This window comes from Bacillus nitratireducens (assembly GCF_036320425.1).
GTDB lineage: Bacteria > Bacillota > Bacilli > Bacillales > Bacillaceae_G > Bacillus_A > Bacillus_A nitratireducens.
Genome location: NZ_JAUMJO010000003.1, coordinates 555,713 through 578,387, shown reverse-complemented (window position 1 = coordinate 578,387; position 22,675 = coordinate 555,713). Strand labels below are relative to the sequence as shown.

The window sequence follows — 22,675 nt, the reverse complement described above, 5'->3', positions numbered from 1 at the left end:
ATGTGTATATACCTAACTGAAGAAAGGAGGATTTCCCACATGTTTCCGAAATCCCCTATAAGACAAATGTATCCGAATCGAGGACAACAATCTTACACACCATATCCGATTCCACAACTACCACCGATGGCTCAAAAAAAGAAAGGTTTCCTTGCTAAACTCTTTAAAAAACACGATCCAACCGAACCTTTCATGCAAATGGTCCCTCCTTATCGACAAATGGAAGGGCCACCGATGATGTACCAACAACCGCCGCCCCAATATCAACAGCAACAACCATACCAACAACAATATACACAACAATATCAACCATACATGCAGCAATATCCAGAGCAGATGATACCACCTCAAATGTATGAATCAAATGATACACGTGGTGCTGCGTCAGCTACAACTGCAGCGGCATCTAGCAGTGGCATCGGTAGTTTTTTTTCAAATTTAATTTCGAACCCAACTAATATGATAAATAATATCGAAAAAGTATCTCAAGTCGTGCAATCTGTCGGCCCTGTTGTCGAACAGTACGGTCCCATTATGCGTAGTCTACCAAGCATTGTTAAAATCCTCACCTCTGGAAAAAGTACGGAAGAAAATCAAACTGAAGATGCAACAGAACAGGTTGAGGTAGCAACTCCACCTCCTCCACCTCCAAAAAGGAAACGAAAACGAAAAAAAATAGTGCTTGAACCGGTAATAGAAAAAGAGGTTCCGAAAGAACCCGTTCAACAATCAGCAACAAAACCAAAACTATATGTGTAACAATCCTTTGTTTTCTATCCCCTCCTCCTTTATAATGTAAAAGACTATGCACAAAAGTATCTCTTGTTTAGAAGGAGAGGATTACTCATATGAAAATTGTTAAAATTTCCCCTCGTGGTTATTGCTACGGTGTTGTCGATGCAATGGTAATTGCACGTAACGCTGCATTAGATAAATCATTACCGAGACCTATTTATATTTTAGGTATGATTGTTCACAATAAACATGTTACAGACGCTTTTGAAGAAGATGGAATCATTACGTTAGACGGACCAAGTCGCTTAGATATTTTAGATCAAATTGATTCTGGTACTGTTATTTTTACTGCTCACGGTGTTTCTCCTGAAGTTAAACAACGTGCAAAAGAAAAAGGTTTAACGACAATCGATGCAACTTGTCCAGATGTTACAAAAACACATGACCTTATTGAAGCAAAAAAAGCTGAAGGATACCATGTCATTTATATCGGCAAAAAAAACCATCCAGAACCAGAAGGCGCGGTTGGTATTGCACCTGATATCGTTCATCTTATCGAAAGAGCTGATGATTTAGAAACATTAGAAATCCCAACGGATAAAATTTTAGTTACGAATCAAACAACAATGAGTCAATGGGACGTTCAACATTTAATGGAGGACATTCAGAAAAAATTCCCAACAGCAGAATTCCATAAGGAAATTTGTTTAGCAACTCAAGTTCGCCAAGAAGCGGTAGCTAAACAAGCGGATGTTGCAGATTTAACAATCGTTGTTGGTGATCCAAAAAGTAACAATTCGAATCGCTTAGCGCAAGTATCACAAGAAATTGCTGGTACGAAAGCTTATCGTGTTGCGGATGTAAGTGAAATTCAATTAGAGTGGCTACAAGGTGTAGAAAACGTAGCTGTTACAGCAGGTGCTTCTACTCCAACACCAATTACAAAAGAGGTTATCGCTTTCTTGGATCAATATGACCCAATGAATCCGGCTACGTGGGAAAGAATTCGAAAAGTACCACTTCAAAAAATCTTACCTCGTGTAAAAGTGAAAAAAGAACAATAATAAAAACCGTTGCCTATATGAGCAACGGTTTTTATTTTTCTTATACAAATGTAAACGGATCTGTATGTAACTGCGAAGCATGAATGTGTACATTGAATTTCTTTGCATCCACTTTTTCTTGTAATTGCTTTTGCACACCTTGCTTCATTACTTTTTCAACGTTATGTCCTGGATCAACTATATTTAAACCAAGCATCATCGCATCATGAGCAACATGGTAATACATGTCACCTGTTACATATACATCTACCCCTTTAAATTTCGCTTGGTTTATATATTTATTACCGTCACCACCAAGTACAGCTACTTTACGCACTGTATCATCTAACTTCCCGACAACTCGCGCACCCTTTACATGTAATGATTGTTTCACGTGTAAAGCGAACTGCTCAAGCGTCATTTCTTCTTGTAAATACCCTATTTTACCAAGGCCTAATGTTTCACCTTTATTATCAAGAGGATATACATCATACGCCACTTCTTCGTATGGATGGGCTGCCAACATCGATTTAATAACTTTTCTTTGTAATGAAGCTGGAATAATCGTTTCGATACGCACCTCGTCCACACGTTCTAACTGTCCAGTTTCACCGATATAAGGGTTTGTACCTTCTTGAGGGATAAACGTACCCACCCCTTCACTACCGAACGTACAGTGGCTGTAATTACCGATATGACCTGCATCCGCATCTCCAAGAGCTTTGCGAACTTCTTCTGCATGAGTTACCGGAACAAATACAACAATTTTTTTCATTTCTTCTGCATATGTAGGAACTAATACTTCTGTATTTTGTAACCCTAACGCATCAGCAAGTAAATCATTTACCCCGCCCTTAGCAATATCTACATTTGTATGTGCTGCATAAATCGCAATATCATTTTTAATACACGCCTCAATAATTCTTCCGTACGCCTTATCTGTATGAATCGCTTTTAATGGACTAAAGATTAAAGGATGGTGCGCTATAATGATATTCGCCCCTAATTGGATCGCCTCGTCCACAACTTCCTCCGTTACATCTAACGCGATTAGTACGTGCTGCACAGGTTTATTAAGTGCCCCAATCTGCAGGCCGATCTTATCCCCTTCCATCGCTAAATGCTTCGGATACATACTTTCAAATAAAGAAATAATTTCATGACCATTCGGAATTTTACTCATGATAAAACCTCCCCTATCATTTTCATTTTCGCGTCTACTTCTGCACGCTTCGCCTGTGTTTCTTCAGATTCTGCCGCACGCTCTAACTGTTTTAAAATATTTTGGAAGTTTTTCAATTCTCCTTCCCACTTTTCAACAAAAGCTTCACTTTTTTCTTTTATTAAAAATGGACCCATAAACAATTCAGCTTGTTTATTATCCGAGTAAGGTGCTGCAATATTTCCTCGTTCCCCAACTAAAATCTCGTAAATTTTCCCGTCTTCTTTTACGATTTTTTCATGGATAAGCTCCCAGCCATTTTCAATAAACCATTCACGAATGTGATGTGCTGCAATGTTCGGCTGTAAAATTAAACGTGTTACACCTTCTAATTTTTCTTTACCACTTTCTAAAATGTCACGAATTAATGCTCCACCCATACCAGCAACTGTAATCACATCTACTTCCCCTGGTGTAATTACTTCTAATCCATTCCCTTTACGAACGTCTACCTTATCTCGCAGGCCACTTTCAGCTACAGTTGCTTGCGCAGATCGAAATGGTCCATCTACAACTTCTCCTGCAACTGCTTTTGTAGCAATATTATTTATAATTGTATAACACGGTAAATACGCATGATCCGATCCAATATCAGCTACTGTGGATCCTACTGGAATCTCCCGCACAACTTCTTCTAATCGTTTTGAAAGCTTTACTTCATTCATGTATTTCCATTACTCCTTCTCTTGTCAGTCTGTCTCCATGATAATGAATTTATAGTGGTTGTTGCAAGTCCATAACAACACTTCCATTCTCTATTACTAATCGTATTTTAGAAAGTATAGAAAAACAAGCCTTTTGCACAAAAGCAAAAGGCTTGTTTTTCTATACTTTATTTTTTCTTCGATAACCAATCAGCTACTTTTGCCGCTTGATCAGCTGGAACTATATTTGGCGGCATATTCCCTTTTCCTTTTGAAAGAATTTCTTTAATTTCATCTTTTGAAAGTTTCCCACCAATTTTTTGTAAATTAGGTCCCACTGCTCCTTGTAACTGATCACCGTGACAGCTCGTACAGCTTTGCTTTACAATATCCTCTGGCTTTGATGCTGTTTGCGCTGGTTTCCCACCATTTTTTGCATCAGCTAACTCTTTAGATTTATTTAGCCCCTGAAATGAAAATACAAACATAACGATAATACCTAATGCTGCAATAAGAGCGAACGGAATCAACGGATTACGTTTCATATCTCTTCTCCCCCCTCTATACCCCTAAATAGTTAGATGATTCAGTCATTTTTATTGTACTTGAAAACGTTCTATCAGAAAAGAGTAAACTAATATTTGTTAAAAATATTCCATAAATTCAGTTTATTGATTTTCACTATTATATCGCATATTATTTCGATAATTACTAACGTTTCTCATCATATTTTTTACTTTTCTACATATTATTTTGTATATAATAAACAAAATAAATCGAAAAATCGAAAAATGAGCATTTGCAAATCAAAAGACAATTCTGTAAAATAAATTACAAGAAATTGTAATCGTTGCCGATAGCTAAATTTTAACAAAAATTAACAAAATAAAAAAGTTTACTTCACAAAAGTGAAGTAAACTTAAAAGTAGCCTATTCTAAGAAATCCTTAAGACGCTTACTACGGCTTGGATGTCTTAATTTGCGAAGTGCTTTCGCTTCAATTTGACGAATACGTTCTCTCGTTACGCCGAATACTTTCCCAACTTCTTCAAGCGTACGAGTTCGTCCATCATCTAAACCAAAACGAAGACGCAGAACATTTTCTTCACGATCTGTTAGTGTATCTAACACATCTTCTAATTGTTCTTTTAGCAACTCATACGCTGCATGGTCCGCAGGCGATGTTGCTTCTTGGTCTTCAATAAAGTCACCTAAATGGGAGTCATCTTCTTCACCAATTGGTGTTTCAAGAGAAACTGGCTCCTGTGCAATTTTTAAAATTTCGCGTACTTTTTCTGGAGCAAGATCCATTTCTTCACCAATCTCTTCAGGTGATGGTTCGCGTCCTAAATCTTGTAATAATTGACGTTGTACACGGATTAACTTATTAATTGTTTCAACCATATGAACTGGAATACGAATTGTTCGCGCTTGGTCTGCAATCGCACGTGTAATAGCTTGGCGAATCCACCAAGTTGCATACGTACTAAATTTAAAACCTTTACGGTAGTCGAACTTTTCAACTGCCTTAATTAGACCCATATTTCCTTCTTGGATTAAGTCTAAGAAAAGCATACCACGGCCCACGTAGCGCTTTGCAATACTTACTACAAGACGTAAGTTTGCTTCCGCAAGACGGCGTTTTGCTTCTTCATCGCCTTCTTCAATACGTGTCGCAAGTCGAATTTCTTCTTCAGCAGATAGTAAGTCTACACGACCAATTTCTTTTAAGTACATACGAACAGGGTCATTGATTTTCACACCTGGCGGCACACTTAAATCATTAAGGTCAAATTCTTCTTCCGTTTTTGTAATTTGGCGATTATTAGGACCTTCGTCGTTGTCATTGTCACCAACTAAGTCAATCCCTTGTTCACCTAAATATTCATAGTATTCATCCATTTGATCGGATTCAATTTCAAATCCATTCATGCGTTCTGCAATCTCTTCATATGTAAGAACGCCACGTTTTTTTCCGAGCTCAGTGAGTTGTTCTTTCACTTGCTCAAGGGTCATTTCAGTTTCAATTTGTTTAGAACGAGCTGGTTTGTCAGCCATCTGTTCCCCTCCTTACGCGAGATACAAACATTCATTATACTAAAATTTTATCAAAAAAGCTATTTCCTTGCTTTTTGATTTTGTAAATATGCCACATAATATTTAGCAGCCTCTACAGGATCTGTTTTTTCCATTTGTTTTACTTTAAAGATGATTTCCATCTTTTCAAGTTTTTCCTGATGACGTTTGAGCGTCTCCAAATGACCTTGCAACACTTCTTCTGTGTATTCTGGATTAATAAATTCATCCGTCGAAATATCAGTGATAATATTTTTCAACTTTTCATCAGAGAGCCAACTTAAAAATGTTCCGACTGAAGGTTCATTTCCCTTTTCATAATATGCGTATAGTTCATATAAAATCCCTTTATGTTCTTCTGTATGAAAATCTTCTATATGGGGTTCCATACGAACAGCCACTTCTGCACTTTGCAACATATGGTAAATAATTTCTCTTTCTGCCCTTTCAAAACCTGTTAACTTCGGTTTCGTTTGAACAATTTGAGATGGCTTAGAAACCTGCTTTATTTGTTTTTGCTGTACCTTTTGTTCTTTGCGATATTGGTGCAATTGATTCAAAAGTGTTTCCATTGAATACGAAAATTCTTGCGATAATGACTTTAAATATGATTCAGCCTGCATCGCATCCTGTAGCAATGATAACTCTTTTAAAACACTTTTTACATATTCTTCTTTGCCAGACTCATCTTGCAAATTTTTCCCTAAACGCAAATAATTTATTTTGAAACCAACAAAACTTATACTTGATTTCACAAGATTTTCAAAAGCAGTTGTCCCATATTGTTGCACATATTCATCAGGATCAAGCTTATCTGGCAAGGGTGTGACTTTCACTTGGCAACCAACTTGCAATAACAACTGCCCTGCTTTCATCGTCGCTTCTCGCCCTGCTTTATCACCATCATAGCAAAGAACAACAGTTTCAACGTTACGTCGCAGAAGTTTCGCTTGTTCTTCAGTTAAAGCTGTTCCCATTGTCGCAACAGCTTCTTCCACACCACTTTTTACCGCGGCTAGTACATCGGCATATCCTTCAAAAAGGACAACCTGCCCACGTTTTCTAATAAACGGCCTTGCTTGGTGGAAGTTATACAACAACTTACTTTTATGAAAAATTGGTGTTTCAGGGCTATTTAAATATTTCGGAGTATCATCTCCTAGCGCCCTTCCACTAAACGCTATCACCTTACCTTGTAAAGTGTAAATTGGAAACATAACCCTTCCACGGAATCGGTCATAATGACTACCATCCTTCTCGCTTCTTATAAGAAGGCCGGCTTGTTCCATACTAGATAGCGAAAAACCTCTTTTTTGCAAAATTTTTGTCGCTGCATCCCAAGCTGGTGATGCATAACCAATTTCAAACTTCTCAATCATTTCTTTTGTAATACCACGTTTTAATAAATACGAAAGTGCTTCATTTCCTTCTTCTGTATTTACTAATAAATGGTGATAATACTTCTTCAAAAGTTCATGAGCCTGTTGCATGATGACAGTGTCATCAGATATGTTTTCTTGTTGTCCTTGCCCTGATGTATATTCTGCAACTGCAATTCCATTTCTTTCACCCAGCTTTTGAACAGCCTCCGTGAAAGCAAGTCCTTCCATTTTCATAAGAAAAGAAAAGACATTTCCACCTTCTCCACATCCGAAGCAATGAAAAATTTGCTTATCAGATGAAACAGAGAATGAAGGGGAATTCTCACCATGAAATGGACAAAGGCCGAAATAGTTACGCCCCTGCTTTCTAAGTTGAACATACTCACCTATCACTTCTACAATATCGGATGACGTCCGAATCTGTTCAACAACTTCTTCGGGAATTCTGTTCCCCATAACTCCATCTCCGTGTCGTAGTTTGTATTCGATATTAATTACAAGATTCCTTTATAATTCGACAATATTTTTTCTAAATTTATTAGAAAGTGCTGTCGATCACGTTGTGTAAACTATTTTGGGCCTTTTGTATAAGCCCCTTTCTTGCGTAACTTCACAAATACATACCTACTATATAAAATTGTATCCATTTGCTCATCTTTTACAAATGTACTTCGTGGAGACAATACATGTACTCTTTTTCAAAAGAAGACTAGCAAGCCACATATCCTATGTGATCACGAAATCTGTAGCTTTTGCATGTTGATAAATATAAAAACCGACTTCATCTTACTTAAAATCTACATAGACCCAATTATCTTGCTGTTTCCTTAAACGATGAGCCTACGATACGACAAACAAAATTTCGACATAATTTTTTGTTCTAACGCCCACAATTTCATCCTTCACGGGACATGCATCTGCATCAACTAATGTCTCACTGATGTTTTGCATATTTCTGTATTCTACATCCCTTCTGTGAATCCTTCCATAATGTGCGTTTTCTTGTTTAGATTTTGTCGATTTAACGTAAATACATGTCTTTTTCGCAAATCCTATCCCTAGTTTATTCTGAAAAATTAAAGTCTAAACGTAAAATATAGGTTTTTATCACAATTTTTTATTATAATATATTTTCTTCAACTACGCTACATATCCCTTTAATTTTCATTTTACATTTAAAGATAACTAAATCGTTCCTTCAACATAATAAAAAAACAGAAGAATATAAGTATAACCATTACACTGTATTCTATTACTAAATCGACAGTTATTGTCCTACTTCTCACGAGCGAAAAAAGCACATTCACCTGTGGTAAATGTGCTAAAACATTTTTTGGTTTTGCACTGCATTCACAATAATATTAGCTGTTTCTTCAATCGCCTTATTTGATACATCAATCACTTGACAATTTATTTTACTCACTACATTCTCAAAATGAACGATTTCTTCTTTAATACGATTAATATTCGCATATGTTGCTCCATCACTTAATCCAAGTGATTTTAATCGTTCTTTTCGAATATGATTTAACTTATCCGGTGTAATTTTCAAACCGAAACATTTCTCTTTTGCCACTTTATATAATTCCTCAGGCGGATCCACTTCTGGTACAAGTGGTACATTGGCAACTTTCAAGCGTTTGTTATGCGCTAAATATTGTGAAAGTGGTGTTTTTGATGTACGTGAAATTCCAATCAACACGATATCGGCTTTTAAAATACCACGTGCATCTCTACCATCATCATACTTAACCGCAAATTCAATCGCTTCAATCTTTTTAAAGTACTCTTCATCTAATCTTCGAACGACACCTGGCTCATACCTTGGTACTTGCCCTGTAATTTCTTCAATTTGATCGATAAGAGGTCCGATAATATCGTATGCCTCTACCCCTTCTTTTGCCGCCTCTGTCAATAAATATTGACGCATATCAGGCTTTACTAACGTAAAACAAATAAGCGCCTTATTGCTCTTGGCAATTGAAATCACTTCTTTTAATGTCCCTGTATCTTCTACATAAGGTACACGTCTAATATCAGGAGCGAATGGGAACTGTCCCATTGCCGCTCTAACAACCAAATCAGCCGTTTCTCCTACAGAGTCAGATACGACATATACGATTTTATTATCCATTACATTACCTCACTTTAAACAAATTACACTTATTCGTTATTTACTAAATTTACAAACGCACGTGTAATATTTGTTTTTGTAATTCGCCCAATCACTTCTAGACCTTGTTTCGTGTCCTTTACAACTGGCATTGCATCAATCTGTCTTTCTATTAATTCCATCGCAATATCATATAAAGAATCCTCCCTGCGACACATCGCAATGTTTGGCATCCTTGTCATGATAATATTAACCGGAAGAGAGGTTAAATCCTGCTTCCCTAAGCTAGCTCTTAATAAATCTTTACGAGATACAACGCCAACCAATAAAATAGCTTGATCTACAACAAACAATGTACCAACATCCTCTAGAAACATAGTACAGATTGCATCGTATACTGATACATTTTTATCAATTACAGCAGGTCTAGATTGATAATCTTGCACTTTAATTTTTTTAACAGCTTCAGATAATAGCTGTCCCCCAGTTTTACCCGTATAAAAATAACCTACGCGTGGACGCGCTTCTAAATAACCAGCCATCGTTAAAATTGCTAAGTCTGGTCTTAGCGTTGCACGTGTTAAACCCAATTGCGCAGCAATTGACTCCCCTGTAATAGGACCGTGATCTTTTACAATCTGAATGATATGTTCTTGCCGTTTATTCAGCTCTATGATAATCACCACCTTTAATGCACAACGAAAAAAGTTATACTATCTCTTAAATATTATATACTAAATATGCTATTCGAAAAAGAAAGTATGTAAAAAGGACCGTATACGGCCCTAATTATATTTGAAATTTATCAAGTTGTTCTAAGAAACGCCTTGATTTCAAATAAATCCCACAATATTCATCATAATATGTATTCAATACTGTGCGCATTTGTTTTTTTGTACTGTCCTTCACCGATACATTACCGAGCCGGTGTAGATCGAAGTGAAAAAAGAGACGTAATAATTTATGAACAGCCTCTCCCACCGGAATACGATACTGATCTTGCTCTGCATGACGCGAGCACAGAAAACCGCCTTCCCGAACAGAGAAGGCGACAAAATCTGTTTCTTGATGACAAATAGCACATGTATCAAAGTACGGGCGCATCCCTAATACCGGAAGCATTTTCGTTTGATAAATTAATGATAATACTTCAGGGTCAACACCCTCACACATATAATGCAACGTTTGATATAACATTTCAAATAAATACGGATTATTCTTCTTATCTTCTGTTGCTTTATCAGTTAATTCAATAATAAATGATGCATAAGCAGTTAAAAATATATCCTCACGAATTTCTTTCATAGATGAAATAATCTCGCCTTGTTGCAAAGTTCCAAGTCCAGATCCTATTTGAATAAGAAAATGACCATGTGTCATAAGTTGCGAAACAGCTGCTAACCGACTCTTCGGTTTTTTCGCCCCTCTTGCCATTGCACTTACCTTACCAAATTCCCGTGAGAATATTGTAACAATCTTGTTCGTTTCTCCGTAATCTGTCGTACGGATAACAATGCCCTCAACTTTTTGAAACATGTTCGTCACCATCCAAGGTTTGAACAAAACGGGTCAAGAAATTGGAGAGTCTAAATGAGCTAACTCCTCTTCATGTTGATCCATCTCATCGTTTACGTCTTTTTCCATTTCTTTCAAAAGCAAATACGTTTCAATGCTTCCTGTTTTGGAGAAAAACTTCCAGGTAAAATCTAGCATAAGAATCCACCTTTCTCAATAAGCGTAGCCTATAAACCAATTTCCTTTGTTGTTATTAAATTGACCCATTTTGTTCATTTTCATGTGAGAAAAATTTTTCCTAATTTATCAAGGTTCATAAAAACCAATAATCAGTGGATGAATGAACCATCCACTGATTACAACTTTACTCCATATTAATACTCGTCTTCACGGAAACCAAGGTCACGAAGCTGCGACATCTTATTACGCCAATCCTTTTGCACTTTTACCCATACTTCTAAAAATACTTTAGAACCAAGTAGTGCTTCAATGTCAAAACGAGCTCGCTTACCGACTTCTTTTAACATCTTCCCTTGCTTACCTATAATAATTCCTTTTTGTGATGCACGTTCAACAACAATCGTTGCGTTTATATAAACCGCTCCACCCTCACGTTTTTGAATCGCATCAATAACAACCGCTACAGAGTGCGGCACTTCTTCACGTGTTAAATGTAATACTTTTTCACGAATAAGTTCTGAAATAATAAATCGCTCTGGATGATCCGTTACTTGATTATCTGGGTAGTATTGCGGTCCTTCTGGTAAATACTTTTTAATTGTTCCAATTAAAGCGTCCACATTATTACCGTCTAATGCAGAAATTGGTACAATCTCTGCAAACTCATATAGTTTACGGTATTGATCAATTAACTCTAATAATTGCTCTGGATGAAGTTGGTCAATTTTATTAATTACCAAAAATACTGGTTGTTTCGTTTCTTTTAATTTCTCAATAATGAATTCCTCACCACGACCAAATCCTTCAACTGCATTGACCATAAACAGAACAATATCAACTTCTTTTAATGTCGTTTGAGCCATCTTCACCATGAAATCGCCTAGTTTATGTTTAGGTTTATGTATTCCTGGTGTATCAATGAAAATTACTTGTGAATCATTTTCTGTATATACGCCTTGAATTTTATTACGAGTTGTTTGTGGCTTGTCACTCATAATGGCAATTTTTTGGCCGATAATACGATTTAAAAATGTAGATTTTCCAACATTCGGTCTGCCAATAATAGAGACAAAACCTGATTTATAACCTTTTCTATTCATGTAAATCCTCCGCTAAAAATGCTCCTGGTAACAATTCTCCAACTGTAGTCTCTTGAACGTCACCATGTAAATTTGATAGGTATACTTTCGTATCCTGTTTACATAATTCTATCATAACTTGTCGGCATGCTCCACAAGGAGGTACCGGACGCTTTGTATCCGCTACAACTGCAATAGCTACAAACCCTTTATCACCTTCAGAAATCGCCTTAAATAAAGCTGTTCTTTCTGCACAGTTACATAAACCATATGATGCATTTTCAACATTACATCCACGATATATTTTTCCATCCTGAGTTAGTAAAGCTGCACCTACTTGAAATTTAGAATATGGTACGTACGCTTGTTTACGCGCTTCGATTGCTTCTTGAATTAATTGTTTGCTATTCATATTCCCGCATCCTTTCCGTTCACAGCTGTGAATAGATACATTCTTCTATTAAAGGCCCTCACGGCGCTCCCAAAGCTTAATAAAAGCTTTGGAATGCAACTATACCATATACGGTAAGAAGATAATAGCACCAATTACAACAGCTATAATCGTAAATAATAAAACTGATCCCGCTGCAACATCCTTTGCGTTTTTCGCAAACGGATGAATATCGGTGGTTGCTAAATCTACTGTTTTTTCAATAGCCGTATTCACCATCTCCAAACTCATTACAATTCCAATCACAATAAGTAATACAATCCATTCTATTTTTGTAATATGGAAATAAAAGCCGCAGCATATGACAATGACTGCGGCTAAATAATGAATTTTCATATTTCGTTCATGACGAAGACAAAAGTATATACCAGCTATAGCATATCCAAAACTATTTATAAGTTTTCCTTTTTTCATCGCCCTAATCCAAATGCCTCTAAAATTTCTTTTTGTCTTCCAAACATTTCTTTTTCATCTTCTTCTGTCATGTGATCATAACCAAGCAAATGTAAAAAGCCATGTAACGCTAAAAACCCAAGTTCACGATCAAAAGAGTGTCCATATTCCTCAGCTTGCTCTTTCGCTCTTGGAATAGAAATAATAAGATCCCCTAACATACGTGGCATCTCCGCACCGATAATTTCCATTTCTCCTTCTCCCATTTCTTCCATAGCAAAAGAAATAACATCCGTAGGCTGATCCTTATCTCGGTAATCACGGTTTATTTCACGAATACGTTCATTATCTACAAATGTAACCGATAATTCTGCGCCTTCTTCTATGTCCTCCATTTGGGCTGCTTTCTCTACTAAACCTCGAATCAAACTTATATATTCGTCTTTCACTTCTTCTGTTTCATCAATAAAATCAATTAATAAACTCATTCTTTCTCCTTTTCTTCCGGCGGTTCCGGATATGTAATACGGGAATGGAAAATACCATTTAACGTTTCACATAACGTTTTTCCAACGATTTGTAGTTCCTTAAATGTCAAATCACATTCACTAAATTGACCATCTTGCAGGCGATCTTTAATAATACTTTGCACTAAATTATTAATCTGATCTGGTGTTGGATGGTTCATCGAACGTACCGCCGCTTCCACACTATCAGCAATACCAACGATCGCCGACTCTTTAGAAGTTGCTTTTGATCCTGGATAGCGGAACATTTCCTCCGTATATTTCTCTTTATCTTCTTTAATCGCATTATAATAAAAATATTTAAGTAGCGTTGTACCATGATGCTGTCCAGCAATATCGATAATTTCTTGAGGTATATGGTGTTCTTCTAACATTCTCACCCCATCGGTTACATGAGCAATTATAATATCTTTGCTCGTTACAGGGTCTAATCTATCATGCGGGTTTTCAATACCCATTTGGTTTTCAATAAAAAACTGTGGTTGTACAGTTTTCCCTACATCATGATAATACGCCCCTACACGCGCTAATACTCCATTTGCTCCAACTGCTTCACAAGCAGCTTCTGAGAGATTAGCTACCATTACACTATGGTGATAGGTACCTGGTGCTTCTAATAAAATTTTGCGTAAAAGCGGGTGATTCGGACTTGAAAGTTCCATCAATTTCATACTTGATACAATCCCAAGACCACTTTCTAAATACGGTAAAATCCCCATAGCTAGAACAGAAGAGATAATACCCGAAACAGCAGCCATTAATAATTGCACCCCAATTTCAAGAGGTGAAAAATTCCCGTTACGTAATAATAGCAAAGCCGCTAATACGACTACATTTAATACAGAAACGAGTATACCAGCTTGTAAAATCATCGTACGACGATTTTTTTCTCTCAAGAAAATACTAACTGATAATGAACTTAATAAAACATAAATCCCCACACTATAATTCAGTGTACTCGTTACACCTTCATTAAACATAATACTTCCGCATACAGAAAAGATCATACTCGTTAAAAATACAAATCGATCACCAATCATTAATTTTACAAGTATTGTTCCCATCGCAACTGGAACAACATACGCGATTCCTGCATATTCAAGCTTTTGAAACAAACTAATGATTTTCATTAAAACAATCGTGATAGACAAAATTGTAATATAAGCTAAGACATACGGCCTATCTTCTCTTTTCCGCTGTAAAAACACTTCAAACTGCTTATGCATAAAGTACAATAACACACAAATGAGTACCGCTAGACCAACATAAGGTTGGAAGGTATTGCCCTTCTCTAACAATCCTGCTAATTTCAACTGCTCATATGCTTCTCGTGAAATCGTATCGCCTTCTTTCACAAGAACTTGCCCTTGAAGGATAAAAACTGATGCAACTGAATCTTCCGCTATTTTTTTACTATCTTTCGTCGCAGCTGAATCATAAAAATAGTTCGCTGTAACCGCATACTTCCCTAGTGTATTCACCGCATCTTTTAAATCACTGCTTATACTTACGCTACTCATTTCAGTAACGAATTGTTCTCTTGCAGCTTCTTCTTGATCCATCTTGATGTGTTCCCTCATAATTTTATTAACTGCTGTTACAGCCGCATCCTTTGCCAATGACAATTGACTTGAATCAGCATTAATAAATTTCAACAAAATCGAATCTGTTAAGCTTTTCGCTAAATCTGTTGGTAATTTCTTCTTTAACTTGTCCAATTTGTCCACATCAGAAATTTTTCTATACTCGTCTGGGCCAGTCGATTTAGCCTCTGCCTCTACTTCACTTACCGCATCAAAGACGGAAGTTACAATATCCACTTTATTTTGCTTATATTCGCTTTTATATGTATATTTATCCTCAACCTTTTGAGCGGCTTCGTTTTTCTTTTTCGCCGTTGCGGCTTTATCTTCAATTTTAATAGGAGAGTGAATTGTTTTTTTAGCAATTTCGAGCTCTTTAACATCTAATTGCTCTGGCTTTACATTATTCATAAGTGCAAAAAACAGTACTGCTCCTAATAATACGTAAGAAACCCAACTTAGTTTTTTCGAATGTTGTATATTACGAAACCACTTAAAAATTTCTTGAGATCTTGACATGATTTCAATACCTTCTCCTCTCCAGAAATAAAGTGAAACTATTTATAGCTTTCATTTCTTCTAGGCAACGATACTTTTTAAGACCATATTTTTATAGACCGTCACCTATAGTTTATTTCCCTCGTCTTTAATGATAGTAAAAAATATGTCATTCGCCAACCTTATCATACAAAAAGAAATGACCCTGACAAATAGGATCATTCCATTTTATCATATGCCTCAATAATACGTTGCACTAATGGGTGTCTCACAACGTCTGTTTGTTCCAGTGTTATGAACGAAAGACCTGATACACCAGATAAAATATTAGCAGCAATAGAAAGACCTGATTTTACCCCTTTTGGCAAATCTACCTGTGAGGGATCTCCCGTAATAACCATTTTAGAACTAAAACCTAATCGTGTTAAAAACATTTTTATTTGAGCACCAGTTGTATTCTGTGCCTCATCTAATATAACAAATGAATCATCAAGAGTACGTCCTCTCATATAAGCAAGAGGTGCAATTTCAATTACACCACGTTCCATCATACGCTGTGTGTATTCTTGCCCAAGAATATCGTGCAACGCATCATACAACGGACGTAAATACGGATCTACTTTTTCTTTCAAATCACCTGGTAAAAAGCCTAAACTCTCTCCAGCCTCTACAGCAGGTCTTGTTAAAATAATTTTCTTCACATACCCTTGCTTTAAAGCTCTCACAGCCATTACTACAGCTAAATATGTCTTCCCTGTCCCAGCAGGTCCTATCCCAAATACAACATCATTCTTTTTCATTGCATGAATATATCTTCTTTGTCCCATCGTTTTCACACGAATGGATTTACCTTTTGCTGTTTTAAAAATTTCCTCTTCATATAACTCTTCGAATTGAGCAATTTTCCCTTGTTTCCCAAGCTGAATGGCATACGCAACATCTCTTTCCGAAATTGATACACCTTTACGGATAACAACAAGTAGCTGTTGTAAGATTTTTTCTACGAGCACTACAGCTTCATCTGCCCCAGATACACGAACAGACTCTCCTCTAGTTATAATCGATACACTAAGTTCTCGTTCAATTACTTTTAAATGAGCATCATTTACCCCAAATAGAGCGATTGCCTCGTTGGGATTTTCCAATTGTTGGTTCATTTCTACTAATTGTTCTGCCATCACTCAGTCTCCTTGAATATCGGATTCAGATATTGGTTGCGGCTCTGCAATATTTTCAATCACTGTGTAATGTAACGTGACCTTTAAGTGATCCGCCTCAATCTCTTTACTCAAAATCTTATCACTTACAATCATAGCATGTTCATCCAATTTTTTCTTCAGTTCTTTTTCTGCCATCTCTTTCGCTACTTTCATTGCTTGTTTTTCGGTATATTCTCGGTTCGCTTCTTCCTCTTCTCGTACAATATCTTTTTCATATGCAACTGGTAATGTGAATCCAAATAATTTCACATCATGTTTTACACTTTCAGTACGAGAGCGTTTATACTCATCCTGTTGAAATCCCCATATTTTTATTTTAGCACTCCCAAATTTAAGAAAATATTCATTGTATGAATTACCAGTATACACTTGAAATTGCGTCTTTAACGGAACATCCACCTCAGATTTGTACCACGTTTCTCCATATACAATCCCTTTAGCCGAAACAATTGTCGGATCCTCCTCATTACCATACATCCCCGAGACGAGAAGTTGCCCCTTTTCTACATGGTCATTTTTCATAACAACAGGCTTCCCAACTTCCACAAATGTTTTTGTAATAATCCCTTCTTTTTTTGCTACTAAGTTTTGTGGCTGTTGTTCACTTTCTTTTTTCGGTTCATTTTTTTCAACAATCTTAAAATGATATGTTGTCCCTCTTATTTCTAACCCCGCCCAAGTAATCGCATTAATATTGTCCGTTAAATGCCGCTGAACATCTTCTACACTAGGCATTCGAAACTGTAATTTCCCTTTTTTAATACCCATTTTGTCCAATTCTTTCATCAATATATATTCCGTTTCAGGTTTTGCTCCTGTAATTTCAATTTTCCAAACCATATTTGATAATGCAATCATTCCGAAAAAAAATATTAAAAACCCAATTAAAAATCCACTATTCTTAATTAAACGCTTATTCCAAAATGGAAAACCGTAACGTCCAATAAAATATAATTTACATTCATTCTTTCTATAAATTGGTTTTATCTTTTTCACATCTCGTAATAACATGCAAAAAACTAACGTTTCATCCGCTATCTTCTTTACATCCCAAACTAATAATTTCCTACGTACACATTCGTTAACGAAGCGTTCCGCTCCTCTACCTTCAATTCGCACTTTTACATACCCAAGCCATTTTATAAACCATTTATTTTTCATCGACTACCTTCACTACCTTTCTAAAAGTAGATACAACACTTTTCACTTTAAGCATCAAATAGCTCGTACTAATCGAAGCTTTAATCGGTGAGGTTTTTCTCCTCACTAATCGGGCATATGCATAAGATGAAAGTTTAATAAGTGGAGGTTTTGTCCATACCCACTGATTATTAACGCACACCCATCGAGCTTTCACGCGCAGTGAATGCGGGATAAAGTGAATACTAAGGTCAGATCACTAAAATAAAGAAGAAAAACTTCACAAACGGAAGTTTCCCTCACTCCTCTTTCTTTTCATTTTCTAAAAACATCACTTGTTCGATAATCCCTTCAAGCAAAAGTTCTTCCGGGAGGATTGTTTTAATAACAAAGGATTGCCCCTTAATTAATAGTTGACCTTGTTTTAATAACAACCTTACTTCTTTATCTGAAAATACTAATAAGCCTCGATGATTTTCTATATAGATATGCACTTGCCCAACAAGCGTAATCCGAGGTAGATCCATTAGCACATCCACTGGCAGGTCTATTTGCTTCGTCAACCAATTCTTCATTTGTTCTATTTTTTTCATCTCAAAAGACCCCCTCTCATCCCATATGTATGAAAAAAGAGCTTGTAATATCACGTCCAAACTGAAAAAAGCATAAAAAAACGTCTCATACGAAATGAGACGCTTTTTTATGCTAATAGCTGGATAACCAGCTTATTCACAAGTGATCCGTCTGTTTTACCTTTTACTTTCGGCATAACAGCAGTCATCACCTTACCCATATCTGCTTTAGATGTAGCACCAACTTCAGAAATAACTTGCTTAATTATATCCGCTAGTTCTTCTTCTGTTAATTGCTCCGGCAAATATGCGCTTAAAATCTGAATTTCACTTTGCAGTTTATCAACAAGGTCTTCACGACCAGCTTTTTTAAATTCAAGGAGGGAGTCCTTATACTGTTTTACTTCACGAGCTAAAACTGTTAATTCCTCTTCTTCAGTAAGAGTATGTTGCAGTTTAATACCTTCATTTTGTAAAGCAGCCTTAACCATACGAATAACGGTTAATTTTTCTTTTTGTTTATTCTTCATCGCTTGTTTCATATCATCGTTTAAACGACCGAGAAGACTCATCACTTACACCCTCTCTTAGAACTTACGCTTTCTTGCCGCTTCAGATTTCTTCTTACGTTTTACACTTGGCTTTTCATAAAACTCGCGCTTTCTTGCTTCAGCAAGTGTACCAGTTTTAGAAACCGATCTTTTAAAACGGCGAAGTGCATCCTCCAAAGACTCGTTTTTACGAACGACTGTTTTTGACATTCTCTTTCCCTCCCTCCGAAACATCACACTTACATACTAACTTCAGCATGCAAAAAGAAACACTTCTTCAGCATGTCTTTTACGATTATAATACATTTTATCACTTCAGGTCAACTATTTGGCAGAATAAAAGAAGAATAGATGCTCTTCCTTTTCCAAAAATCTATGTAAACAGCCGTTATCGCTCCCAACTAAAAAAATATATATTTTTATCACGAAAACTTCCCCATACAAAATTTGCTAAATAACCACTTATTTAACGGGTACTCCATTTCAATACTTAACTTCTCCACGAAAGAAAAAAGCATGCAAACCATTTTCGGTTGCATGCTTTTTATTATGCGCTTGCCGATTCTTTTTTTACATCATCTTCAAGAACACGAACAAACTGCGCTTCGTTATATGGATAACCAGCTTTCGTAATTTTCACTTTCACCAGCTTACCAATTAAGTCTTCTGATCCTTCAAATACAATTTTTAAGTAGTTATCTGTATAACCTACATATAACCCTTCACGGTCGCCCTCTTTAAATTGCTCTTCTGGAATGATTTCAAGTACTTCGCCTTCAAACTGAGACGCATACTCTTTCGCTAATTGGTTAGATAGTTCAATTAGACGGTGAACACGATCGTTCTTCACATCTTCAGGAACTTGATCTTCCATACGCGCTGCAGGTGTTCCTGTACGTTTTGAATAAGGGAACACGTGTAACTCAGAGAAGCGATTCTCTTTAATGAAATTGTATGTTTCCATGAATTCTTCTTCTGTTTCACCTGGGAATCCAACAATTACGTCTGATGTAATCGCAAGGCCTGGTAACGCCTCTTTCAAACGATCTAAACGCTCTTGGAAGAATTCCATCGTATACTTACGGCGCATACGTTTTAACACAGTATTAGATCCTGATTGCAACGGAATGTGCAAGTGGCGTACAACTACTTCTGACTTATCTAATACTTCAATTACTTCATCCGAAATTTGACTCGCTTCAATAGAAGAAATACGAAGACGTTTTAATCCGCCTACTTCCGCCTCCATATCACGAAGTAATCCAGCTAAGTTATAATCTTTAATATCTTCACCGTATCCACCTGTATGAATACCTGTTAATACGATTTCTTTATAACCTGCATCTACTAATTGCTGCGCTTGTTTAATAACTTCTTTCCCATCACGAGAACGCATTAAACCACGCGCCCAAGGAATTATACAGAATGTACAGAAGTTATTGCAACCCTCTTGTATTTTTAAAGATGCACGTGTACGATCCGTGAAATACGGCACATCAAGTTCTTCGTATACACGTGTTTTCATAATGTTGCGGACAGCATTAATCGGTTGGCGCTCTTTACGGAATTCTTCGATGTATCCTAACATCTTCTCACGATCCTGCGTACCAACAACAATATCTACACCTGGAATTGCCATGATTTCTGCTGGAGATGTTTGTGCATAACATCCAGTTACACATATTACTGCATCTGGATTTTGACGTACAGCACGTCTAATGACTTGACGGCTTTTCTTATCTCCAGTATTTGTTACTGTACATGTGTTAATAACATATACATCAGATTTCTTTTCATATTCAGTTCTTTCATAACCACCTTGTTTAAACAATTGCCAAATCGCTTCTGTTTCATAGTGGTTCACTTTACAACCTAACGTGTGGAACGCAACAGTTGCCATTGATTATCACCCCATCAATTCAAAATGATAAGAAGCGGCACTTAACGCATAAAGCGGAGCCGTTTCTGTTCTTAAAATTCTCGGTCCTAAACTACATGGTACAAATTTATGTTCACGAAGCGCAGTAATCTCTTCCTCCGCTAAACCGCCTTCTGGCCCAAATACAATCAGTAGCTTCTGACCTGGTTTAATCGTCGCCAAAGCTTTTGCAAAATTAGATTTCTCACCTTGCTTTGCTTCCTCTTCATACGCAACAAGACATACATCATACTCGTTACTCATTGCAAGCAATTGCTTAAACGATGCGGGAGCATGTACTTCTGGAATTTCGCTTCTATGCGATTGTTCCGCAGCTTCTTTCACAATTTTTTTTAAACGCTCAACTTTTTTATCAGCTTTTTTCGCATCCCATTTTACAATAGATCGAGATGCTTGAAATGGTAAAAATGCAGCTGCCCCAAGCTCAGTTCCCTTTTGAAAAATTAACTCAAGCTTGTCTCCTTTCGGCAGTCCACTCGCAATCGTCACGAACACAGGAAGTTCACTCGACGCCTCTACCCATTCTACAATAGCGGTATCTACAAATTCACTGGTAATTTCAGCAATCGAACATTCTGCTGTTTTACCATTTACACAACAATAAATGTGGTCACCAGCTGACATACGCATCACTCTTCCGATATGATGTACATCATCACCTACGATACGAATCTTTGTTTCACTTACATGTTTTTCTTCTACAAAATAACGTTGCATATAATCACCTTAGTAGAGTTTCGTTCCTTTCGTAAGTCAACACTTACGAAAAGAACGAAACGTTATCATTTTTCATATAACAAACGGCAAGTCCCTCACCTTATAGTGAGAGACTCCCCTTTTCATTATAAACTAAAATCTATATTACGCATTTCGTGCAATAATTGCTACCCAATCTTCCATTCGTAACACTTCTTCAATTGTAAATCCAGCTTTTTCTAGCGCCTCAGAAATCACTTTTTCCTTCGCTGCAATAATACCAGATGTAATAAATAATCCGCCTGACTTCACAACTCTTGCTGCATCTTCAGGGAATAGAAGAATAATTTCTGCTAATAAATTCGCTACGATTAAATCAACAGGACCTTCAATACCTTCTAATAGACTATTTTGTCCAACAGACACAACGTCATCTGTTTTATTTAAACGCACATTCATTTCTGCGCTTTCCACTGCAACTGGATCTAAATCATATGCTTGAACAGAAGATGCACCTAATTTTGCCGCTGCAATACTAAGTACACCAGAACCTGTTCCAACATCAATGACAGTATCACCTGGTTGAACTGTTTTTTCTAAAGCACGAATACACATCGTTGTTGTTGGATGAGTTCCTGTTCCAAACGCCATACCTGGATCTAATTCAATAATTTTTTCTTCTGGAGAAGATGGTGTATATTCTTCCCACGTCGGTACGATTGTGAATGTATCAGAAATTTGTACTGGATGGTAATATTTTTTCCAAGCAGTAGCCCAATCTTCTTCATTGACTTCGTTAATGGTAATATCTCCAGTACCAATTTCGATGTCGTAAGATGGAAGCACATCAATAGATGATTTTACACCTGCAATTGTTTCCTGTAAAGAATCCGTTTGCGGGAAATATGCTTTTATTAATACACCCTCTGCCGGGTATTCATCTGGATTCAATGCATAAATTTCACCATATTGTTGCTCGCGCTCTTTCGTCAATTCCGCTGGATCCTCAATCGCAACTCCACTAGCACCAGCTTCATGTAAAATATGAGAGACAGCTTCTACTGCTTCTACTGTTGTATGAATACTAATTTCTGACCATTTCACAATTTACCAACT

Annotated in this window: 24 protein-coding genes; 2 read left to right on the top strand and 22 right to left on the bottom strand. The window is 36.7% G+C overall.

Going from position 1 to position 22,675, the window contains the following annotated elements; translation table 11 throughout:
* Positions 1-39 precede the first annotated feature (39 nt).
* The gene (gene vrrA / locus Q3V31_RS14930) at positions 40-759 is read left to right on the top strand and encodes a VrrA/YqfQ family protein (RefSeq protein WP_000484136.1); all 720 of its coding nucleotides are present in this window, start codon (positions 40-42) and stop codon (positions 757-759) included.
* Between the two features lie 89 nt (positions 760-848).
* Positions 849-1,799, top strand: coding sequence for a 4-hydroxy-3-methylbut-2-enyl diphosphate reductase (locus Q3V31_RS14925; protein ID WP_000706652.1), 951 nt, complete (start codon positions 849-851; stop codon positions 1,797-1,799).
* Between the two features lie 40 nt (positions 1,800-1,839).
* Here Q3V31_RS14925 and Q3V31_RS14920 read toward each other — a convergent pair whose 3' ends face one another.
* The 22 genes from Q3V31_RS14920 to prmA form a co-directional block, all read right to left on the bottom strand.
* A complete protein-coding gene (locus Q3V31_RS14920) occupies positions 1,840-2,961 on the bottom strand; it encodes a Nif3-like dinuclear metal center hexameric protein (protein ID WP_329765571.1) in 1,122 nt (373 codons plus the stop codon).
* Positions 2,958-3,665 (bottom strand): tRNA (adenine(22)-N(1))-methyltransferase, encoded by a 708-nt coding sequence (locus tag Q3V31_RS14915; protein WP_001006562.1) that lies wholly within the window; start codon positions 3,663-3,665, stop codon positions 2,958-2,960. The genes Q3V31_RS14920 and Q3V31_RS14915 overlap by 4 nt, the downstream gene beginning before the upstream one ends.
* Positions 3,666-3,832: 167 nt before the next feature.
* Positions 3,833-4,189 carry a cytochrome c550 gene (gene cccA, locus Q3V31_RS14910; RefSeq protein WP_000828145.1) on the bottom strand — a complete coding sequence of 119 codons (357 nt, stop codon included), beginning with the start codon at positions 4,187-4,189 and terminating at the stop codon, positions 3,833-3,835.
* Between the two features lie 385 nt (positions 4,190-4,574).
* Positions 4,575-5,702: an RNA polymerase sigma factor RpoD gene (gene rpoD, locus Q3V31_RS14905; RefSeq protein ID WP_000764062.1), complete on the bottom strand. Its 1,128-nt coding sequence runs from the start codon at positions 5,700-5,702 to the stop codon at positions 4,575-4,577.
* Positions 5,703-5,761: 59 nt separating this feature from the next.
* The gene (dnaG, locus tag Q3V31_RS14900) at positions 5,762-7,558 is read right to left on the bottom strand and encodes a DNA primase (protein WP_000528227.1); all 1,797 of its coding nucleotides are present in this window, start codon (positions 7,556-7,558) and stop codon (positions 5,762-5,764) included.
* Positions 7,559-8,423: 865 nt separating this feature from the next.
* Positions 8,424-9,236: a pyruvate, water dikinase regulatory protein gene (locus Q3V31_RS14895; RefSeq protein ID WP_000368933.1), complete on the bottom strand. Its 813-nt coding sequence runs from the start codon at positions 9,234-9,236 to the stop codon at positions 8,424-8,426.
* 29 nt (positions 9,237-9,265) lie between these two features.
* Entirely contained in the window at positions 9,266-9,898 is a 633-nt protein-coding gene (ccpN, locus tag Q3V31_RS14890) for a transcriptional regulator CcpN (RefSeq protein WP_002077328.1), read from the bottom strand.
* Positions 9,899-10,004: 106 nt separating this feature from the next.
* Positions 10,005-10,751, bottom strand: a complete 747-nt coding sequence (recO, locus tag Q3V31_RS14885) for a DNA repair protein RecO (protein ID WP_000487006.1) — start codon at positions 10,749-10,751, stop codon at positions 10,005-10,007.
* A 33-nt stretch (positions 10,752-10,784) separates the two neighbouring features.
* Positions 10,785-10,928, bottom strand: coding sequence for a YqzL family protein (locus tag Q3V31_RS14880; protein WP_000883924.1), 144 nt, complete (start codon positions 10,926-10,928; stop codon positions 10,785-10,787).
* Positions 10,929-11,104: 176 nt separating this feature from the next.
* Positions 11,105-12,010, bottom strand: a complete 906-nt coding sequence (gene era, locus Q3V31_RS14875; protein WP_001080239.1) for a GTPase Era — start codon at positions 12,008-12,010, stop codon at positions 11,105-11,107.
* Positions 12,003-12,401 carry a cytidine deaminase gene (locus Q3V31_RS14870; protein ID WP_001086292.1) on the bottom strand — a complete coding sequence of 133 codons (399 nt, stop codon included), beginning with the start codon at positions 12,399-12,401 and terminating at the stop codon, positions 12,003-12,005. Before Q3V31_RS14870 ends, era begins: the two co-directional genes overlap by 8 nt.
* A 99-nt stretch (positions 12,402-12,500) precedes the next feature.
* Positions 12,501-12,854 (bottom strand): diacylglycerol kinase family protein, encoded by a 354-nt coding sequence (locus Q3V31_RS14865; RefSeq protein WP_000715486.1) that lies wholly within the window; start codon positions 12,852-12,854, stop codon positions 12,501-12,503.
* The gene (ybeY, locus tag Q3V31_RS14860) at positions 12,851-13,321 is read right to left on the bottom strand and encodes an rRNA maturation RNase YbeY (protein ID WP_016130260.1); all 471 of its coding nucleotides are present in this window, start codon (positions 13,319-13,321) and stop codon (positions 12,851-12,853) included. The genes Q3V31_RS14865 and ybeY overlap by 4 nt, the downstream gene beginning before the upstream one ends.
* Positions 13,318-15,462: an HD family phosphohydrolase gene (locus Q3V31_RS14855; protein WP_000091502.1), complete on the bottom strand. Its 2,145-nt coding sequence runs from the start codon at positions 15,460-15,462 to the stop codon at positions 13,318-13,320. Before Q3V31_RS14855 ends, ybeY begins: the two co-directional genes overlap by 4 nt.
* A 197-nt stretch (positions 15,463-15,659) precedes the next feature.
* Positions 15,660-16,619, bottom strand: a complete 960-nt coding sequence (locus tag Q3V31_RS14850; protein ID WP_000840505.1) for a PhoH family protein — start codon at positions 16,617-16,619, stop codon at positions 15,660-15,662.
* A 3-nt stretch (positions 16,620-16,622) separates the two neighbouring features.
* Positions 16,623-17,822: a sporulation protein YqfD gene (gene yqfD / locus Q3V31_RS14845; RefSeq protein ID WP_329765570.1), complete on the bottom strand. Its 1,200-nt coding sequence runs from the start codon at positions 17,820-17,822 to the stop codon at positions 16,623-16,625.
* 278 nt (positions 17,823-18,100) lie between these two features.
* The gene (gene yqfC, locus Q3V31_RS14840) at positions 18,101-18,394 is read right to left on the bottom strand and encodes a sporulation protein YqfC (RefSeq protein ID WP_329765569.1); all 294 of its coding nucleotides are present in this window, start codon (positions 18,392-18,394) and stop codon (positions 18,101-18,103) included.
* A 107-nt stretch (positions 18,395-18,501) separates the two neighbouring features.
* Complete coding sequence (locus Q3V31_RS14835) at positions 18,502-18,945, bottom strand: GatB/YqeY domain-containing protein (protein ID WP_000054578.1); 444 nt, start codon at positions 18,943-18,945, stop codon at positions 18,502-18,504.
* Between the two features lie 15 nt (positions 18,946-18,960).
* Positions 18,961-19,134 carry a 30S ribosomal protein S21 gene (gene rpsU / locus Q3V31_RS14830; protein WP_000048061.1) on the bottom strand — a complete coding sequence of 58 codons (174 nt, stop codon included), beginning with the start codon at positions 19,132-19,134 and terminating at the stop codon, positions 18,961-18,963.
* A 337-nt stretch (positions 19,135-19,471) separates the two neighbouring features.
* On the bottom strand, positions 19,472-20,824 hold the full coding sequence (gene mtaB, locus Q3V31_RS14825) for a tRNA (N(6)-L-threonylcarbamoyladenosine(37)-C(2))-methylthiotransferase MtaB (protein WP_000246646.1): 1,353 nt from the start codon (positions 20,822-20,824) through the stop codon (positions 19,472-19,474).
* A 6-nt stretch (positions 20,825-20,830) separates the two neighbouring features.
* Positions 20,831-21,580, bottom strand: coding sequence for a 16S rRNA (uracil(1498)-N(3))-methyltransferase (locus Q3V31_RS14820; protein ID WP_001190146.1), 750 nt, complete (start codon positions 21,578-21,580; stop codon positions 20,831-20,833).
* 144 nt (positions 21,581-21,724) lie between these two features.
* Positions 21,725-22,663: a 50S ribosomal protein L11 methyltransferase gene (gene prmA / locus Q3V31_RS14815; RefSeq protein WP_000872116.1), complete on the bottom strand. Its 939-nt coding sequence runs from the start codon at positions 22,661-22,663 to the stop codon at positions 21,725-21,727.
* Positions 22,664-22,675 lie beyond the last annotated feature (12 nt).

Bases quoted from the DNA above. Each gene is read 5' to 3' on its own strand.
- rpoD (WP_000764062.1), bottom strand. From the start codon at position 5,702: ATGGCTGACAAACCAGCTCGTTCTAAACAAATTGAAACTGAAATGACC.
- Q3V31_RS14870 (WP_001086292.1), bottom strand. From the start codon at position 12,401: ATGAATAGCAAACAATTAATTCAAGAAGCAATCGAAGCGCGTAAACAA.
- Q3V31_RS14820 (WP_001190146.1), bottom strand. From the start codon at position 21,580: ATGCAACGTTATTTTGTAGAAGAAAAACATGTAAGTGAAACAAAGATT.
- Q3V31_RS14920 (WP_329765571.1), bottom strand. From the start codon at position 2,961: ATGAGTAAAATTCCGAATGGTCATGAAATTATTTCTTTATTTGAAAGT.
- yqfD (WP_329765570.1), bottom strand. From the start codon at position 17,822: ATGAAAAATAAATGGTTTATAAAATGGCTTGGGTATGTAAAAGTGCGA.
- cccA (WP_000828145.1), bottom strand. From the start codon at position 4,189: ATGAAACGTAATCCGTTGATTCCGTTCGCTCTTATTGCAGCATTAGGT.
- Q3V31_RS14835 (WP_000054578.1), bottom strand. From the start codon at position 18,945: ATGAGTCTTCTCGGTCGTTTAAACGATGATATGAAACAAGCGATGAAG.
- era (WP_001080239.1), bottom strand. From the start codon at position 12,010: ATGAATAGAAAAGGTTATAAATCAGGTTTTGTCTCTATTATTGGCAGA.
- yqfC (WP_329765569.1), bottom strand. From the start codon at position 18,394: ATGAAAAAAATAGAACAAATGAAGAATTGGTTGACGAAGCAAATAGAC.
- dnaG (WP_000528227.1), bottom strand. From the start codon at position 7,558: ATGGGGAACAGAATTCCCGAAGAAGTTGTTGAACAGATTCGGACGTCA.
- Q3V31_RS14865 (WP_000715486.1), bottom strand. From the start codon at position 12,854: ATGAAAAAAGGAAAACTTATAAATAGTTTTGGATATGCTATAGCTGGT.
- vrrA (WP_000484136.1), top strand. From the start codon at position 40: ATGTTTCCGAAATCCCCTATAAGACAAATGTATCCGAATCGAGGACAA.
- mtaB (WP_000246646.1), bottom strand. From the start codon at position 20,824: ATGGCAACTGTTGCGTTCCACACGTTAGGTTGTAAAGTGAACCACTAT.
- recO (WP_000487006.1), bottom strand. From the start codon at position 10,751: ATGTTTCAAAAAGTTGAGGGCATTGTTATCCGTACGACAGATTACGGA.
- rpsU (WP_000048061.1), bottom strand. From the start codon at position 19,134: ATGTCAAAAACAGTCGTTCGTAAAAACGAGTCTTTGGAGGATGCACTT.
- Q3V31_RS14850 (WP_000840505.1), bottom strand. From the start codon at position 16,619: ATGGCAGAACAATTAGTAGAAATGAACCAACAATTGGAAAATCCCAAC.
- Q3V31_RS14925 (WP_000706652.1), top strand. From the start codon at position 849: ATGAAAATTGTTAAAATTTCCCCTCGTGGTTATTGCTACGGTGTTGTC.
- Q3V31_RS14855 (WP_000091502.1), bottom strand. From the start codon at position 15,462: ATGTCAAGATCTCAAGAAATTTTTAAGTGGTTTCGTAATATACAACAT.
- Q3V31_RS14915 (WP_001006562.1), bottom strand. From the start codon at position 3,665: ATGAATGAAGTAAAGCTTTCAAAACGATTAGAAGAAGTTGTGCGGGAG.
- Q3V31_RS14880 (WP_000883924.1), bottom strand. From the start codon at position 10,928: ATGCTAGATTTTACCTGGAAGTTTTTCTCCAAAACAGGAAGCATTGAA.
- ybeY (WP_016130260.1), bottom strand. From the start codon at position 13,321: ATGAGTTTATTAATTGATTTTATTGATGAAACAGAAGAAGTGAAAGAC.
- Q3V31_RS14895 (WP_000368933.1), bottom strand. From the start codon at position 9,236: ATGGATAATAAAATCGTATATGTCGTATCTGACTCTGTAGGAGAAACG.